This is a genomic window from Streptomyces sp. NBC_01471 (assembly GCF_041438865.1).
GTDB lineage: Bacteria > Actinomycetota > Actinomycetes > Streptomycetales > Streptomycetaceae > Streptomyces.
In genome coordinates, this window is sequence record NZ_CP109450.1 from 1063063 (window position 1) to 1080462 (window position 17400).

At 70.8% G+C, this 17400-nt stretch carries 13 protein-coding genes; 4 read left to right on the plus strand and 9 right to left on the minus strand.

Annotated elements, in window-relative coordinates:
* The first annotated feature begins 155 nt into the window (after positions 1-155).
* Positions 156-4451 carry a discoidin domain-containing protein gene (locus OG285_RS04715; RefSeq protein ID WP_371790245.1) on the plus strand — a complete coding sequence of 1432 codons (4296 nt, stop codon included), beginning with the start codon at positions 156-158 and terminating at the stop codon, positions 4449-4451.
* A 75-nt stretch (positions 4452-4526) separates the two neighbouring features.
* Here the strand turns inward: OG285_RS04715 and OG285_RS04720 are convergent, their stop codons facing one another.
* From OG285_RS04720 to OG285_RS04750, 7 genes are all read right to left on the minus strand, one after another.
* A complete protein-coding gene (locus OG285_RS04720; protein WP_371790246.1) occupies positions 4527-5930 on the minus strand; it encodes an LLM class flavin-dependent oxidoreductase in 1404 nt (467 codons plus the stop codon).
* A gap of 109 nt (positions 5931-6039) precedes the next feature.
* Positions 6040-6798, minus strand: coding sequence for an ABC transporter ATP-binding protein (locus tag OG285_RS04725; RefSeq protein WP_356831262.1), 759 nt, complete (start codon positions 6796-6798; stop codon positions 6040-6042).
* Positions 6774-7748, minus strand: a complete 975-nt coding sequence (locus OG285_RS04730; RefSeq protein WP_371790247.1) for an ABC transporter permease subunit — start codon at positions 7746-7748, stop codon at positions 6774-6776. The genes OG285_RS04725 and OG285_RS04730 overlap by 25 nt, the downstream gene beginning before the upstream one ends.
* Positions 7745-8809 carry an ABC transporter substrate-binding protein gene (locus OG285_RS04735; RefSeq protein WP_371790248.1) on the minus strand — a complete coding sequence of 355 codons (1065 nt, stop codon included), beginning with the start codon at positions 8807-8809 and terminating at the stop codon, positions 7745-7747. The genes OG285_RS04730 and OG285_RS04735 overlap by 4 nt, the downstream gene beginning before the upstream one ends.
* A gap of 44 nt (positions 8810-8853) precedes the next feature.
* On the minus strand, positions 8854-9375 hold the full coding sequence (locus OG285_RS04740; protein ID WP_356831268.1) for a flavin reductase family protein: 522 nt from the start codon (positions 9373-9375) through the stop codon (positions 8854-8856).
* 354 nt (positions 9376-9729) lie between these two features.
* Positions 9730-10992 (minus strand): ROK family protein, encoded by a 1263-nt coding sequence (locus OG285_RS04745; protein WP_371790249.1) that lies wholly within the window; start codon positions 10990-10992, stop codon positions 9730-9732.
* 395 nt (positions 10993-11387) lie between these two features.
* Positions 11388-12605: a cytochrome P450 gene (locus OG285_RS04750; protein WP_371793448.1), complete on the minus strand. Its 1218-nt coding sequence runs from the start codon at positions 12603-12605 to the stop codon at positions 11388-11390.
* A gap of 166 nt (positions 12606-12771) precedes the next feature.
* Here OG285_RS04750 and OG285_RS04755 point away from each other — a divergent pair, with 166 nt between their 5' ends.
* The 3 genes from OG285_RS04755 to OG285_RS04765 all read left to right on the plus strand — a co-directional run bounded on the left by OG285_RS04755 (position 12772) and on the right by OG285_RS04765 (position 14617).
* A complete protein-coding gene (locus tag OG285_RS04755; protein ID WP_356831272.1) occupies positions 12772-12951 on the plus strand; it encodes a hypothetical protein in 180 nt (59 codons plus the stop codon).
* A 200-nt stretch (positions 12952-13151) separates the two neighbouring features.
* Positions 13152-14135 carry a glycosyltransferase family 2 protein gene (locus tag OG285_RS04760; protein WP_356831274.1) on the plus strand — a complete coding sequence of 328 codons (984 nt, stop codon included), beginning with the start codon at positions 13152-13154 and terminating at the stop codon, positions 14133-14135.
* Positions 14132-14617: a GtrA family protein gene (locus OG285_RS04765; RefSeq protein WP_356831276.1), complete on the plus strand. Its 486-nt coding sequence runs from the start codon at positions 14132-14134 to the stop codon at positions 14615-14617. The genes OG285_RS04760 and OG285_RS04765 overlap by 4 nt, the downstream gene beginning before the upstream one ends.
* Here OG285_RS04765 and OG285_RS04770 read toward each other — a convergent pair.
* Together OG285_RS04770 and OG285_RS04775 are read right to left on the minus strand one after the other, a co-directional pair.
* Positions 14592-16088 carry a DUF6056 family protein gene (locus OG285_RS04770; protein WP_371790250.1) on the minus strand — a complete coding sequence of 499 codons (1497 nt, stop codon included), beginning with the start codon at positions 16086-16088 and terminating at the stop codon, positions 14592-14594. The two genes, OG285_RS04765 and OG285_RS04770, sit on opposite strands and share 26 nt — an antisense overlap.
* 155 nt (positions 16089-16243) lie before the next feature.
* Positions 16244-17395, minus strand: coding sequence for an XdhC family protein (locus OG285_RS04775; RefSeq protein WP_371790251.1), 1152 nt, complete (start codon positions 17393-17395; stop codon positions 16244-16246).
* Positions 17396-17400 lie beyond the last annotated feature (5 nt).

A 17400-nucleotide genomic window follows, 5' to 3' on the forward strand; every position in this document is an offset into this window, starting at 1 on the left:
ACGGACTTGCGGCGGAGCCGGTTCCGCACGCCCCCACCGCCCTGACATGAACCCGTCGATTACCTCGGTCGGATCTGTAGACCTCCGTACAACTCTCTGCAATTCTCCAACAATTGAACGCAAGAAGTCGAACTTCATGAGTATGGGGACAGTAGATGACGCGTCACAGAAGAAGTTGGCGGTCCCTGACGGCCGCCTTCGCGACAGCCCTGTTACTGCTCGGACTGCCGGCCCTGTCCGCCTCGGCCGCGGGCGGACCCGACCTCGCGTCCGGCCGGCCCGCCCGGGCCGCCAGTGCGGCGGCCGAGTACGGAGCGGCGAACATCACCGACGGCAACTCCAGCACGTACTGGGAGAGTTCCAGCAGCTCGTTCCCCCAGTGGGTGGAGGCCGACCTCGGCTCGACCGCCCGGGTCGACCAGGTCGTGCTGAAGCTGCCGGCCGGCTGGGAGAGCCGCAGCCAGACCCTCTCCGTGCAGGGCAGCACGGACGGCACCGGCTACAGCACCCTCTCCGCGTCCGCCGCCCACACCTTCGGTCCCGGCAACAGCAACACCGTGACGGTCGACTTCCCGGCCACCCGGACCAGATACGTCCGTATCGACATCACGGCCAACTCCGGCTGGCCCAAGGCACAGCTCGCCGAGCTGGAGGTCCACGCCGCCGACGCCTCGGACTCCTCGGGCAACCTCGCCCTGGGCAGGACGCTGACGGCCGGCAGCTACACGGAGACCTACACGGCGGCCCAGGCGAACGACGGCAACCGCGCCACCTACTGGGAGAGCAGGAACAACGCCCTCCCGCAGTGGATCCAGGCCGACCTCGGCGCAGCGGTGCGGGTCAACCAGGTCGTCCTGCGGCTGCCTGACGGCTGGGGATCACGTACCCAGACGCTGAAGATCCAGGGCAGCACCAACAACACGGACTTCACGGATCTGACCGCGTCCAGGGACTACACCTTCAACGCGGCGGGCGGGCAGTCGGCGACGATCTCCTTCGACGCCACCACCACCCGGTACGTGCGGGTGCTGATCACCGCCAACTCCGCGCAGCCCGCCGGCCAGTTGTCGGAGCTGGAGATCTACGGCCCGGCGGCCGGCGACGTGACCGCACCGACGGCCCCGCAGGGCCTCTCGTACACCGAGCCCGCGGGCGGGCAGATCAAGCTCGGCTGGCAGGCGTCGACCGACGCGGTGGGTGTCACCGGCTATGACATCTACGCCAACGGCGAGCTGCGGTCCTCCGTCGCCGGGAACGTGACGACATACACCGACACCCAGCCGGCCGGGACGACGGTCGCCTACTACGTACGGGCCCACGACGCCGCGGGCAACCAGTCGGGCAACAGCAACACCGTGACGCGCAAGGGCGACACGGGAGACACCCAGGCCCCCACCGCTCCCGCCAATCTGGCGTTCACCCAGCCGTCCAGCGGTGACATCAAGCTGACCTGGGGCGCCTCCACCGACAATGTGAAGGTCACCGGGTACGACATCTACGCCGACGGCGAGCTCAGCAAGTCCGTCGCCGGTGATGTGACCACGTACACCGACAGCCGGCCCGCCGACACCACGGTCTCCTACTACGTGCGGGCCAGGGACGCGGCGGGGAACGTCTCGGGCAGCAGCAACACCGTCACCCGCCCCGGCGCCACCGGATCCGGTTCCGACCTCGCCAGGTCGAAACCGATCAGCGCGTCGTCCACCGTCTTCACCTTCGCCGCCGAGAACGCCAATGACGGTCAGACCAGCACCTACTGGGAAGGCGCCGGGGGCAGCTACCCGAACACACTGACCGTGAAGCTCGGCGCCAACGCCGATGTCGGCTCGGTCGTGCTCAAGCTCAACCCGGACAGTTCCTGGGCCACCCGGACCCAGAACATCCAGGTCCTGGGGCGCGAACAGAGCGCCACCGCGTTCACGAATCTCGCGGCGGCCAAGGACTACACCTTCAATCCGTCGAGCCAGAACACCGTCACCATCCCGGTGAACGGACGGGTCGCCGATGTCCAGCTGAAGATCACCTCCAACACCGGTTCCGCCGCGGGGCAGATCGCGGAGTTCCAGGTCATGGGCGTCCCCGCCCCCAACCCGGACCTCCAGGTCACCAAGATCACGTCCTCGCCGGCCGCGCCGGTCGAGTCCGACGCCATCAGCCTCTCGGCCACGGTCACCAACAGCGGCACCCAGGCGTCGGCCGCCACCGACCTGGACTTCAGCCTCGGCGGCACCAAGGCGGGGTCGGCCGCGGTGCCCGCACTCGCCGCGGGTGAGTCGAAGACCGTCTCCGGCTCCATCGGGGCCCGGGACGCGGGAAGTTACCCGCTGAGCGCCGAGGTCGACCCGGCGGACAAGGTCGTCGAGACGAACGAGGGCAACAACACCTACACCGGTCCGGACCCGCTGGTGGTCAAACCGGTCGCCAGCTCCGATCTGGTGGCATCCCCGGTCAGCTGGTCGCCCGGCTCCGCCTCCGCCGGTGACACGGTGAAGTTCTCGGTGGCGGTCAAGAACCAGGGCACGGTCGCCTCCGCACCGGGCGCCCATGCCGTCACCCTGACCGTGACCGACTCGAAGGGCGCCACCGTCAAGACCCTCACCGGCTCGTACTCCGGGGCGATCGCGGCGGGCGGCACCGCTCCCCCGGTGGACCTCGGCAGCTGGACGGCGGTCAACGGCAGCTACCAGGTGAAGACCGTGATCGCGGACGACGCCAATGAGCTGCCGGTCAAACGGGGCAACAACACGACCACGCAACCGCTGTTCATCGGGCGGGGCGCGGACATGCCGTACGACAGCTACGAGGCCGAGGACGGCGTCCTGGCGGGCGGCGCCAAGGTCGTCGGGCCGAACCGGACCGTGGGCGACCTCGCGGGCGAGGCCTCCGGCCGCAAGGCGGTGACGCTCGACAGCACCGGTCAGTCGGTCGAGTTCACCACCAAGGCCAGCACCAACACCCTGGTCACCCGGTTCTCCATCCCGGACGCACCGGGCGGTGGCGGCATCAACTCCACCCTGGACCTGTACGTGGACGGCACCTTCCTCAAGGCCGTCGACCTCACATCGAAGTACGCCTGGCTGTACGGCGCGGAGACCGGCCCCGGGAACGACCCGGGATCCGGCGCCCCCCGCCACATCTACGACGAGGCGAACGTCCTGCTGGGCATGACCGTCCCGGCAGGCCACAAGATCAAGCTCCAGAAGGACGCCGCCAACACCTCGGCGTACGCGATCGACTTCATCGACACCGAGCAGGCGACAGCGGCGGCGAACCCGGACCCGGCCGCGTACACGGTCCCGGCCGGCTTCTCCCAGCAGGACGTGCAGAACGCACTGGACAAGGTACGGATGGACACCACCGGCAAGCTGACCGGTGTCTATCTGCCCGCCGGTGACTACGAGACGTCCAGCAAGTTCCAGGTGTACGGCAAGGCGGTCCACGTGGTGGGAGCGGGACCCTGGTTCACCCGGTTCCGCGCACCGTCCTCGCAGGACAACACCGACATCGGCTTCCGCGCCGAAGCCACGGCCAACGGCTCCTCGTTCGCCGGCTTCGCCTACTTCGGGAACTACACCTCACGGATCGACGGTCCCGGCAAGGTCTTCGACTTCTCCAACGTCTCCGACATCACCATCGACAACGTCTGGGACGAGCACACCGTCTGCCTCTACTGGGGTGCCAACACCGACAGCGTCACCATCAAGAACTCCCGGATCCGCGACACCTACGCCGACGGCATCAACATGACCAACGGCAGCACGGACAACCACGTGACCAACAACGAGTCACGGGCCACCGGGGACGACAGCTTCGCGCTGTTCTCGGCGATCGACGCCGGGGGCGCGGACGAGAAGAACAACGTCTTCGAGAACCTGACCTCGCTGCTCACCTGGCGTGCGGCGGGGGTGGCCGTCTACGGGGGCTACGACAACACCTTCCGCAACATCAGGGTCGCGGACACGCTCGTCTACGCCGGTGTCACGGTCAGTTCGCTGGACTTCGGCTACGCGATGAACGGCTTCGGCACCGATCCGACCACCCTGGAGAACATCACCCTGGAGCGGACCGGCGGCCACTTCTGGAACGGCCAGACCTTCCCGGGGATCTGGCTGTTCTCCGCGTCGAAGGTGTTCCAGGGCATCCGGATCAACGATGTGGACATCGTCGACCCGACGTACAGCGGGATCATGTTCCAGACCAACTACGTGGGAGGGCAGCCGCAGTTCCCGATCAAGGACACGATCCTGACCGACGTCACGATCACCGGCGCCAGGAAGAGCGGCGACGCCTATGACGCCAAGTCCGGCTTCGGCCTCTGGGCGAACGCGATGCCGGAGTCGGGCCAGGGGCCTGCGGTCGGCGAGGTCACGTTCCACAACCTCAAGATGAGCGGCAACGCCCAGGACATCAAGAACACCACGTCGACCTTCACGATCAACAACCAGCCGTAGCTGTCCCGTCAGGATCGGAGCGGGCCTGCGGGCCCCGGCCGGGATTCCGGCCGGGGCCCGCTGCTCCGTGCCGGGTCAGCCGGTCGCCGAGCCGGCCAGGGCGGTCGCGGTGCGGTCCCCGCTCCGTGCGGGAGTGTCGAACCACTGGTTGGCGGGGCGCGGCAGACCGTAGTGGTCGCGCAGCGTGCGCCCCGTGTACTCGGTGCGGAACAGTCCGCGCTCCTGGAGGATCGGCACCACCCGGTCCACGAAGGTCTCAAGACCGGAGGGCAGCACGGCGGGCATGATGTTGAACCCGTCGGCCGCTCCGCTGTCGTACCAGTGCTCGATGGTGTCGGCCACCTGCTCCGGCGTACCCGCGAAAGTGCGGTGTCCACGGCCGCCGCCCAGCCGTCCGATGAGCTGCCGCACCGTCAGCCGTTCGCGCCGGGCCAGCTCCACGACGAGGGTGTACCGGCTCTTCGCCCCCTCGATCTCGTCCTCGGTGGGAATGCCGTCGGGCAGTTCCTCGTCCAGTGCCAGGTCGTCGGGGGCGATCCTCAGCCGCTCGGCCAGCTGGCGCTTGGCGTACTCGGGCATGATCAGCCGGTCCAGTTCGGCGTCCAGTTCGCGCGCCTCGGCCTCGGTGTCGCCGATGACCGGGACGATCCCCGGCAGGATCTTGATGCCGACCGGGTCACGGCCCGCGGCCTGCGCGCGCCGCTTGACGTCCTGGTAGAAGGCGATCCCCTCCTCCAGTGTCTGCTGGGCGGTGAACACCGCCTCCGCGCAGCGGGCCGCGAAGTCCTTCCCGTCCTCGCTGGAGCCTGCCTGCACCAGCAGCGGATACCCCTGCGGCGGGCGCTGGACGTTCAGCGGTCCGTCGACGCGGAAGTACTCGCCGCTGTGGTCGATGCGGCGTACGCGGTCCGCCAGTGCGTGCACCCCGCGCTCCTTGTCGGCCACCACGGCGTCGTCGGCCCAGCTGTCCCACAGTTTGGTCGACACCTCCACGAACTCGGCGGCCCTGCGGTACCGGTCGCGGTGCAGCGGGGTGTCGTCCAGTCCGAAGTTGCGGGCCGCGTCGGCGCCCGCGGTGGTGACGATGTTCCAGCCGGCCCGGCCCCCGGAGACATGGTCGAGCGAGGCGAACCTGCGGGCCAGGTTGTACGGCTCGTTGTAGCTGGTGGAAGCGGTGGCGATGAGACCGATGTGCTCGGTGGCGCCCGCCAGTGCGGTGAGCAGGACGGTGGGCTCCAGCTTCGCCGCCGGCCGCCTGCCCGGGTCGCCCATCAGGACGGGGCTGTCGGCGAGGAACAGTGAGTCGAGTCTGCCGCGCTCGGCGATCCGGGCGAGGTTCTTGTAGTGCTCGATGTCGGAGTCGGCGCGCGCCGGGCTCTCGGCGAGCCGCCAGGACGCCTCGTGGTGCCCGGTGGACATCAGGAACGCGTTCAGGTGCAGCGGGGTGCGGCCGGGGGCGGTACCAGGGGTACGTGGCATGACGGTGTCGTCTCCTCAGGAGATACGCGGGTGTACTCGGGGGTGCGCGGGCGTGCCTCAGTAGGTCCCTGGGCACTTGAGCGGGCGTCCGGGGCTGGCGGTCAGGGGGCTAGGAAAGGGCGTCGGCCCGGGGCTCGGGCTCCGTCACGCCGAGGGCGGCGAGCAGGATGTCGCGGTACTCCTGGAACCGGGGATCGCGCCGGGTCCGGGGTGCGGCGAGGTCGACGGTCAGATCGAGGGAGATCCGGCCGCCGTCCAGGACCAGCACCCGGTCGGCGAGTTCGACCGCCTCGTCGACGTCGTGGGTCACGAGCAGCACGGCCGGCCGGTGGCGTTCGTACAGCTCGCGCAGCAGCCCGTGCATCCTGATCCGGGTGAGTGCGTCCAGCGCGCCGAACGGCTCGTCCGCCAGGAGCAGTTCGGGGTCGCGGACCAGGGCGCGGGCGAGGGCGGCGCGCTGTTGCTCGCCGCCGGACAGTTCGTGCGGCCAGGCCCGCTCGCGGCCCGCCAGGCCGACCTCGTCCAGGGCGGTCAGCCCGCGCTCCCGGACCCCGGGGCCGCGCACCCCGAGCACCACGTTGTCCAGCAGGCGCAGCCAGGGCAGCAGCCGGGAGTCCTGGAAGGAGAGCGACACCCGCTCGGGGACGCTGAGTCCGCCCGAGCCGTCGACCGTGTGGTCGAGGCGGGCCACGGCCCGCAGCAGGGTGGACTTGCCCGAGCCGCTGGGGCCCAGGAGCGCGGTGAACTCGCCCCGGGCCAGCGTCAGGTCGAGCTCGTGCAGGATGGTCCGGTCGCCGAAGCGGCGCACCAGCTTCGTCAGCCGTACGGCCGGAGGCGCGGCGGTCAGCCCGCCAGGGTGCGTCGCCACGACAGGGCCCTCCTTCCGATCGCCTGGACCAGGGCGTCCGATGCGAAGCCGAAGACCCCGTAGACCACAAGACCGACGATGATGACGTCGGACTGCGCGTACTGCTGGGCCTGGAACATCATGTAGCCGATTCCGCTGGTGGCGTTGATCTGCTCGACCACGATCAGGCCGAGCCAGGAGGCGGTCACACCCAGCCGCAGCCCGACGAAGAAACCGGGCAGCGAACCGGGGCCGACCACCTTGCGGATGAACTGGACGCGGCTGAGCCCCAGGGATTCCGCCAGCTCCACATACCGGCTGTCGATGCCGGTCAGCGCGGCGTACGTGTTGACGTACACCGTCACCGCGACCCCGAGGGCGATGACGGTGACCTTCATCTGCTCGCCGATGCCCAGCCAGAGGATCAGCAGCGGCAGCATCGCCAGCGAGGGGATGGCCCGCTTGATCTGGAGCGGACCGTCGAGCAGGTACTCCCCGGTGCGGCTCAGGCCGGCCGCCACCGCGAGGGCCGTTCCGGCCGCCACCCCGAAGAGGAGCCCGAGCCCGGCGCGCTGGAGCGAGATCAGCACGTTCGCCTGGAGCCGTCCGTCGGCGGCCAGATCGCCCGCGGTGGAGAGCACGGTGCCGGGCCCGGAGAGGATCCTCGGGTCGAGGCAGCCGAGGGCCGACGCGCCCCACCACACGACGACCACGAGTGCCGGTCCGATCAGCCGTCCGAAGGGCACGGCCCGGCCGGGCCCCAGCCGCCTGCGGGCGGAGCGGCCGGGGGGCCGGGTGCGGGACGGCGGTACGGACTCGGGGTGCTCCGGGCGGGGGCGCGCGGACTCAGGCTGTACGGAATCAGGGCGTACGGAATCGGGTCGGGCGGAATCGGGTCGGGCGGCATCGGGGCGTACGGAGTCCGGATGCGCCGGGTCACGGAGCCGGGCGTCCGGCAGTACTTCGGTCATGATCCCTCCCGGTAGGCGGCGGGCACGGCATCGGCCGCCAGCCGCTCGAAACGCCGGTCGAACCGCTTGGTGACGTCCTGCCGGGGGACGAAGCCGCCCGCGGCCATCAGGTCGGCGGTCTCCTGCTCCCAGGCGATGGCCCGGTCCCAGCGTGTGGTGAACACCGGTCTGCCCAGGGAAGCGACGATGCGCCTGCCGTCCGCGGCCGTGACGCCCTGGTCCTTGACGTAGTACCGCTCGATCCACCGGTCGGGGTGCTCCCACGCCCAGACCTGGCCGCGGGCCCAGAGCGGGATGAAGTCCCGGACGGCGGCGGCCTTCGCCCGGTCGTCCAGCACCTCGTCCGGTGCCCAGAGAACAGTGAGCAGGTCGACCACATCGGTGTGCACGCCCCGGGCGCCGTCCTTGGTGTACTGGCTGAGGTACTTGGTGAGCGTGGGCTCCGCGAGCGGGGCCACATCCACCTGTCCGGACTGGAGTGCGGTGAGGAACTGGGTGCTGGGCAGGGCCACGAGTGTGACGTCGCTGTTGCGCAGACCGGCCTTCTTCAACGCCCGCAGGACGACCACGCCTTGTGCCTGGCCCTGCGAGAAGCCGATCTTCCTGCCCCGGAAGTCCGCGGCCTTCCTGATCGACGAGCCCGGGGCGGTGGCGAAGACGTACGCCGGGCGGTTGCGCTGCTGGACCGCCACGATCCGCGCGCCGACCCCGATCGCGGCGGCCTGGATCGGGGGAATTCCCGCATTGGCCGCGAGGTCGATGGAGTGGGCGCGAAATCCCTGGATGATGTCGGGTCCCGCATTCAGATTCGGCCAGTCGGAGACAGTGAACCGGAGCTCCTTTTTCAGTCCGGACGGGGCAAGTTGAAGTTGTGTGGTCCGGACGGCCACCGAGAGTTTCGTTCCCGGTGGCGGCGCGCCGGACGGGAGTTTCCCGAGCGGTTGCCCACTGGCTGCGGTACTGGTCTGCGGAGCGCTCCCGGCGAGACCGAGTACCGCTCCGCCCATGAGGGCGAGAAAGGACCGGCGGCCGGCGGGAACGGATGGCGGGAATGCTGGCATGGTGATTCCTGGTCAGTGGGCGGACGGCGGCACGGACAGCGGGTTCAGAGCGACCGGTAGGTACCGTCGTGGAACACCAGCGGGCCGCGGCCCCCGTCGAGCCAGGAGTCCTCGACCCGCGCCACCACGATCCGGTGGTCCCCGGCGGGCACGGTCTGCTCGACGCGGACCCGCAGCCAGCCGGCCACCCCGCCGAGCACCGGCTCACCGCCCGGCAGCCGCCGCCACTCGGTGGGCGCGGCGAACCTGTCGATGCCGCTCGTCGCGAACGTTCTGGCCAGCGGCTCCTGGTCGGAGCCGAGGAAGTTGACCACGGCTGTGGTGGCGCGCTCGATGTGCGGCCAGGAGGAGGCGGTCTCCGCGATACCGAAGGACACCAGCGGCGGATCGAGGGAGAGCGAGGTGAGTGAGGTCGCGGTGAACCCGACCGGCCCCCGGCCGGAGTCGGCGGTGACGGCGACCACCCCGGCGGGATAGCGGCGGAACACCTGCCGGAACCGCTCGGGAGCGATTCCGGGTGCGGAGTACGAGGACGGCGCGGGATACGGAGCAGCGGTGACGGTCATGGTCTCCCCAGGGGAAATCGGCCCCGGGCATGCCGGATCAGCACGGCGTGCCCGAGAGCAGGAAAAAGAATGAAGGAAAGCGCGAGGGCGAGAATGCGGGAAAGCGGGGGATGCGCACGCTCTTCAGTGGGAGCGGGCGGGACACCCGGCTGTTATCGGGGCACCCGGACGGGGCGACAACAGAAAAGGCGGGTGAAGACGCCGGCCGGCGCAGCCGCGCGGCAGTCGCATGCCCCATGGGGCATGCGCTGGGAAATCCGCTGCGGTCCGGTCATGAATCCATCCTCGCGTTCCGTTTCCCGCCCGGTCAACAATGCAACGTTCTGAATTAATCCGGTGCGCCGCCGGGGCCGGTCAGCACACGGCGGACACTGCGGGCCAGGGGCCGAGCGGGTCCGCGTACAGGGCGCCCAGCGCCACCGCGCCGCCCGCGGTGGCCAGCACCGATCCGCTGAAACTGCCGGGCACCACCGCCTGTTCGGGGTCGTCACAGACCAGGGAGCGCTCGCCCGCCGCCGCCCTGAGCACGGCCAGACACTCCGGCAGCCGGGCGGCTCCCGGTTCGACGACCACCAGGACCTCGGGGTCGAATGTGTCCAGCAGCAGGGCCGCCGCCCGGCCGACGTACCGGGCCCGGTGCCTGAAGAGGTCCCGCGCTCGGGGTTCACCGGCCAGGGCGAGATCGAGCAGGGCGCTGAACGACGTTACGCACAGGCCCTGTTCGGCTGCCCGGCTCAGCAGTGCGGACTCCGAGGCCACGGAGTGGAGGCAGCCGGGCCTGGCACACATGCAGGCCACCGGGGCACCGGTCCGGCAGTCCGGGCCGACCGGCAGGTGCGCCACGCTCCCCGCACCGGCGCGCGGCCCCAGATGGACCGTCCCGGCGGAGGTGAAGGCTGCGTCGATGACGGCGCCGACGAAGAGCAGGACCGCGCTGGCGCGGGTGGTCACCTCACCGAACATCTGCTCCGCGCGCGCCAGCGCCCGTGCGTGGCTGTCGACATGGACCGGCAGCCCGGTGGCTGCGGCGAGGTGCTCGCGTACCGGCACATCGCGCCAGCCGAGTTGGGGATGGTCCACGATCGTCCCGGCCGCGGGGTCGACCCGGTTCCCGGTGGCCACACCGAGCCCGAGCACGGTGCGGCCGCCCGCGTGCGCGGCGACCAGCCCGGGCAGCCGCGCGGCCAGCCCGCCCAGCACCCGCCCGGGGGCCGTGTCCCGGTGCGGCTGCCGGTCCTCGGCCACGATCCGGCCGCGCAGGTCCATCAGCGAGAGTGTCGAGTGCGCCACGGCGATGTGCGCACCGGCCACCAGCCACTGACCGGTGTCGATCTCCACGGGGATGTGCGGCCGCCCGAGACCGCGGGGCCCCGCGGTCTCGGCGGCCTCCCGTATCAGCCCGCGCGCCAGCAGCTGTCTGGAGTGGCCGGTGACCGATGCGGGCGACAGCCCGGTGAGCCGGGCGACGGTGGAGCGCGCCACCGGCCCGTGGTCGAGGATCGCGGCGAGTACGGCGCCGGTGGCACCGCCGGCAGCACGGCGCTGCGGCCCGGCGGCCGGAATGTCGGAGCGGCGGAAGGGGGCGGGGCGGCGGGCGGGCGCGGGCGGACGGTCCACGGATGGCATCCCGTTGCTCGGTGGGTGGCACTCCAGTCGGGCTCCGCTGCGGAGCCGCACGGCAGACCCCGCCGGCGAGCGGCCGGCCGAGCTCTGCTTCTTCCGGGGAGGGCGCCGCGCTGCCGGGAGGAACCGGTACGAGGAGATGGCATCAGCGGACGGCGCCGTACAGCCAGGGCGTTCAGGCCCGGTGACACGCCGCGGAGCACACACGCTTGAGGTCGACATGACCACGAGTCGTCAGGTGTGCGGAGGGCTGCATGGCGCGCAACGTATCCGGCACGGCTGAACCCGGTCAAACCACCGACCACATCATGGACGGCCGGGACAGTGGGCCGCTGCGCCCCGGCCGGGGCGATGTGCGGCCCGTACGCAGCCGTGGTCCGCCCCGCGGATCACCGGGGCGGTGCGCACCGGTCGGGGCCGAGCCGTACGGGGAGCTCGCGCACCCCGTTCCCCACGAAACCCGTGTGCCGGGGCAACTCCCCCTCGGGCAGGGCCAGTTCCACTGCGGGAAAGCGGGCGAAGAGCCGTTCCAGGGCGACGGTGGCCTCCAGCCGGGCGAGCGGTGCGCCGAGGCAGAAGTGCGGGCCGTGCCCGAGGGAGAGATGGCGGGCGTCCCGGGTGATGTCGAACCGGTCGGCGTCCGGTCCGTGGGCGGCCGGGTCGCGGCCCGCCGCCGAGTACCCGGCCAGCACCGGGGTGCCGCGCGGAATCACGGTGCCCGCGATGGACAGGTCGCGGGTCGGGTAGCGGAAGGGAAAGAAACTGACGGGGCTGTCCCACCGCAGTGTCTCCTCGACGACATCCAGCCAGGTGGCCCGGCCCGCCATGACCAGGGCGAGCTGGTCCCGGTGGGCGCAGAGCGCCCGGACCGCGTTGACGACGAGGTTCAGCGTCGTCTCGTGACCGGCGACGATCATCAGCAGCAGGGTGCCGATCAGCTCCGGCTCGCTCAGCCGGTCGCCGTCCTCCTCGCGGGCCGTGATCAGCGCGCTGGTGAGATCGTCGCCGGGCCGCTCGCGCCGCGCCGCCGCGACCTCGGCCAGCACGGCGGCCATCTCCTGATTGGCGGCCACCACCTCCTCGGGTCCGATGCCGGTGGAGACCACCTGATCGGAGAGGTGGTGCAGCCGCTCCCGGTACTCCGGGCCGACCCCGAGGAGTTCGCAGATGACACCCATCGGCAGCGGCAGCGCGTAGTGCCGGCGCAGATCGACCGTGCCGTCCCCGTCCGCCGCGGCCGCCATGCCGTCGAGCAGCCCGGCGGCGAGCGTCTCGATCCGCGGCCGCAGCGACTCCACCCGGCGCCCGGTGAAGGCCCGGCTCACCAGCGAGCGCAGTCTGCGGTGGTCCGCGCCGTCGGCCGTGGTCATGGACCGCACGGTGGCGAAGGTCCGCAGCGGCCAGCCCTCCTCGATCCGCCCCTCCCGGAGGGCGGTGAAGTGCTCAGGCCCCTTGGCGATGTCGGGGTGCGCGAGGAACTCCCTGAGCGCCGCGTGCCCGAGGACCGCGGCCCCGGCGACCTCGCCGGGCAGGACGACCGGGACCACGGAGCCGCCGGCCAGGAGCCGCGCGTTGTCGGCGTGCGGACAGCCGCCGGACGGGTCCATCCGGTGCGGGGAGACAGGTGAGGTGTTCAACTCGGGACTCCTGGCTGGGGCGGGCGGGTCCGGTTCCCCGGTCCGATGGGCGCGGAGCGGCGGGATCGTGCATGGTCCGGCGCTTTCCGGGCACCAGCGGCTGGACAGGAACCCGAGATCTAAGGAACGTACGACAGTGAGCTACCTCTCCACCCCAGGTTCGCCGATATACGACCAGCTGGTCCAGGAGCAGGGCGACGTTCTCGCCGAGGCGCGGAAGCTCGCCGAGGAGGCCCTCCAGCAGGCGGACCCCGCGCAGTACTGGGAGGGCGCGCTGACCCACCGGCGCACGTCCGGGAAGGTCCCGCAGGCCTGAGCCCTACACCGGCCCGCACCCTTGTGGCGGGTCCGACTCACCACCGTTCGGTTCCTTTTCGAGCGGAATGACCCGTTGCCGCAAAGTCTGAATCGGTTTGGTCACGACAGGCAACCCCGTCGCCCTCACCACCGTTCTTCATGGGTAGCGATTTCCGGAGGGAAATCGCCGTTCGCACGACAGACACGGAGTGAATGACGATGGTCCACCTTTCGGTTGTCGTACCGTGCTACAACGAAGCAGAGGTGATCGGCGACTTCCATACCGCGCTGGTCGCCGCGCTCGAACCGACCAGGGAGACATTCGAGATCTGCTACGTCGACGACGGCAGCGGAGACCGGACCCTGAGCGAACTCCGCCGGCTCGCAGCCGACGACTCACGGGTGCGCTTCACCTCCTTCAGCCGCAACTTCGGCAAGGAGTCGGCGATGCTCGCCGGCCTGCGGATGACAGCGGGTGACGCGGCCGTCCTGATGGACGCCGACCTCCAGCATCCGCCCACGCTCCTGCCGCGCATGCTCGACCTGCACCGGCACGGTTACGACCAGGTCGTCGCCCAGCGCGACCGTACCGGCGAGGGCGCGCTGCGGTCCGCGCTCAGCCGGATGTACTACCGGCTGGTCCGGCGCTGCATGGACGTCGAAGTCATCGACGGAGCGGGTGATTTCAGGCTGCTGTCCCGCCGCGCGGTGGACAGTGTGCTGTCGCTCCCGGAGAGCAACCGCTTCTCCAAGGGGATCTTCTCCTGGATCGGTTTCAACACCGTCAGCTTCACCTACCAGAACGTCGAGCGAGCCGCCGGTGAGTCGAAGTGGGGCGGCCGTCACCTGCTCAACTACGGCATCGACGGGCTGCTCTCGTTCAACAGCAAGCCGCTCCGGCTCGCCATCCACACAGGTCTCTGCCTCTTCCTCTCGGCGCTCGTCTACGCGATGTACATCATCGGGAACGTCGTGCTCGACGGGGTCGACACCCCCGGATACACGACGCTCCTCACCGCGATCGTCGCGCTCAGCGGGATCCAGCTCGCCACGCTCGGGGTCATCGGCGAGTACGTCGGACGGATCTACCACGAGTCGAAGCGCAGGCCGCACTACGTGGTCAGCGAGACCGACGACCGCCCGAGGGACTTCTCGCCGCGCTCCCCGCTGGAGGCCGCGGGCCAGGTGCGGCCGACCTCATGAGCCCCGACGCAGCGCGCACCCCGCCCGCGGCTCCCCCGCCGCCGTCCTCACCGGCCGCGAAGAAACGCACGCTCCGGCAGTTCGTCACGTTCGCGGCGATCGGGGTCGCCAACACCGGTGCCTACTACGCGGTGTTCGCCACGCTCAACCACTGGATGCCGTATCTGGCGGCCCATGTGCTGGGCTGGGCCGTGGGCATCACCGTGTCGTTCCTGCTCAACTCGTACATCACCTGCCGTACCCGCCCCACCTGGCGCGCGTTCGCCCGCTATCCGCTCTCCGGCCTGGTCAATGTGGCGGGCAGCGGGATCCTGCTCTACCTCGCGGTGAGCATGCTCGGGATGAACGAGGACATCGCGGCCATCACGGCCGGTGTCCTCGTCACCCCCGTCTCGTTCCTGCTGGCCCGCTGGGCCATCGACTCGGGCGCGGCGCCGCCGCCCGGAGAAGACCGGGTCAGGGCAGCCGCTTCGCGTGGGTGACCCGGTCGACGTGGTAGTAGTCGGCGACGCAACTGGCGGGCCATCCGTGCGGCTTCTTGCTGAAGGGCTCCAGCATCTTGGCCACATGGAGCGGCTTGTACGGCAGCACCTTCGCCCCGCCCGCCGACTGCTTCCGCATCCACTGGTCCTGGCGGTCCCACTTCTCGGCCCTGACGTGCATCTGATGGCCGAGGGTGTGCAGCGGGACGGCCAGCGACACGCAGACCCCGGCGCAGACGACGCACGCCGCGGCCGTCGCGGCCAGCGCCCCGGGCGGGCGCAGCCGGATCGCGCGCCCCAGCAGCGCGCCGATGCCGACGAGCAGCAGGACGTACAGCAGCAGATAGTCGTTCCAGGTCCGCTGGGTGGTCAGCACGTGCTTCCCGAACACCGGGTACGTGATGACGGTGCACACGAAACCGGAGAGGAGGAACGCCAGCAGCGCGGCGCCCGTGAGGAGGAACGGGCGGCACGGCAGCAGGACTCCGGACTTCTCCCGTCGCGCCACCAGGCCGAGCACCAGCCCGGCCGCCACCGCTCCCAGGTACTGCCAGGTCGACAGGACCGTCCAGAGGATGTGGGCGTACAGGTGCAGTGAGGCGGAGAGCGAATGAGGGGCCAGCATCGAGGTCCCGGCGCCGAACTTCTCCCGGCGCTCGCGCGAGCCGGGTGACGTCACCAGGAGCAGTACACCGATGGCCACCCCTGCCATGGTGGCGAGCGCCCAGCGGCGGACGAAGCTCCGTACACCGGCGGTGAAGACCTGTCCGGCGAGGAGCACGACGCCCGCGAGGACCACCATGAGCACCACCGAGGTCTCCTCGGACAGCGTCCCCAGGAACGTGCCCGCGAATACCGCGGCGACGAGGGCCGCGATCCGGCCCCGGGGGCTGCGGGCCAGCAGTGCCGGGATCAGCGCGGCGAAGGCGAGCACGGGCGCCACGGTGTGCGAGACGGAGGCCGCGGGCCAGAAGAACGTCTTGTACGTGTTGGTGGTGGCGAGGAGGAACACCACGGCGGTGACGGAGGCCACGAGCAGCGGTACGCCGCGCGGCACGGTGAGCCGGCCGGCCCGGACGGCCAGGGCGATCACCGCCCACAGCAGCCCCACCATCACCACGCCGCTGACCAGCCCGAACCACTGGTGGCCCGGGACCCCCGGCTCGGCGTAGAGGCCGACGAGCCAGCCGTTGGCGATCCGGCCGTTGTCGTGGAAGTAGAACTTGCCGGTGAGCCCGGAGATGCCGTGGTCGCGTACGTACGGCAGGAAGCACCACTCGTCGGCGCTGGGGCGCACGTACTGCCCGTACCAGGCCGCCGCGGAGAGCAGGCCGAGCGGTACCAGGGAGAGGACGAGCGCCCACGACCCGGCCAGTTCCCGGAGCGGTCCGCCGCGCCCGGGGCCTCTCGACGTCCGGTCGCCGTCGCCCGGTTGCCTGGGGACGGTGACGCTCGATGCGTCGACGGCCATGTGCACCACTGCCTCTCGGGGTTGTTGCCGGTCAGCCCCGAAGACGTGTTTCGATGCCTGCGCGTTCCACCCCGTACCCCCGCAGGCCACCTAATTGCCCCGATCGGGTGAAGCCGGGCAGTGCGTGTCCCCCGCGCACGCACTGCCCGGGGGTGTCAGGCGACGGAGCCTATCCGTCCGGCCGGACCCGTCGAGCCGTCGTGGTGGATGGGGGTGTGCGCGCCGGTGAGCGGGGCGCCGGTGCCACCGCGCCGGTGGGCGACGATCTCGGCGCCGATCGAGAGGGCGGTCTCCTCGGGGGTCCTGGCGCCGAGGTCCAGGCCGATGGGCGAGCGGAGCCGGGCGAGTTCCAGCTCGGTGACGCCTACCTCGCGGAGCCGGGTGTTCCGGTCGATGTGGGTACGGCGGGAGCCCATCGCGCCCACGTAGGCGACCGGCAGGGTGAGGGCCAGTTTCAGCAGCGGCACATCGAACTTGGCGTCGTGTGTGAGGACACAGAGCACGGTCCTGCTGTCGACCTCGGTGGACTGCAGATAGCGGTGCGGCCAGTCGACGACGATCTCGTCGGCGTCCGGGAAGCGGACGGCCGTGGCGAAGACCGGGCGGGCGTCGCAGACAGTGACCCGGTAGCCGAGCAGTTTGCCGACGCTGACCAGGGCGGAAGCGAAATCGATCGCGCCGAAGACGATCATCCGGGGCGGCGGCACGCTCGACTCGACCAGCAGGGTCAGCGGGCGGCCGCAGCGGGAGCCGTCCTCGCCGATCGTGACGGTCTCGGTGCGGCCGGCGTCCAGCAGGGCCATCGCCTCGGCGACGGCGGTACGGTCCAGCTCCCGGTGGCCGCCCAGCGTTCCTTCGTACGATCCGTCGGTGTGGACCAGCACGGCGCGGCCCAGCAGGTCGTCCGGGCCGTCGGTGATCCGGGCCACGGCTGCCGACGTGCCCTCGGCGGCGGCGGCCAGCGCGGCCACGTACGTCTCCCGCGAGGGTGCGCCGGCGCGGAGCGGGGTGATCAGTATGTCGATGACTCCGCCGCAGGTCAGACCCACGGCGAAGGCATCCTCGTCGCTGTAGCCGAAGCGTTCGACGACGCTGCGGCCCGTTTCCAGGGCTTCCTGGCACAGCTCGTAGACCGCCCCTTCCACACAGCCGCCGGAGACCGACCCGATCGCTGTGCCCTCGGTGTCCACCGCGAGTGCGGCTCCCGGGCGGCGCGGTGCGCTTCCGCCGACCGCCACGACTGTGGCGACGGCGAATTCGCGTCCCTGCTCGACCCACCGGTTCAGTTCTTCGGCGATGTCCAGCATGTCGG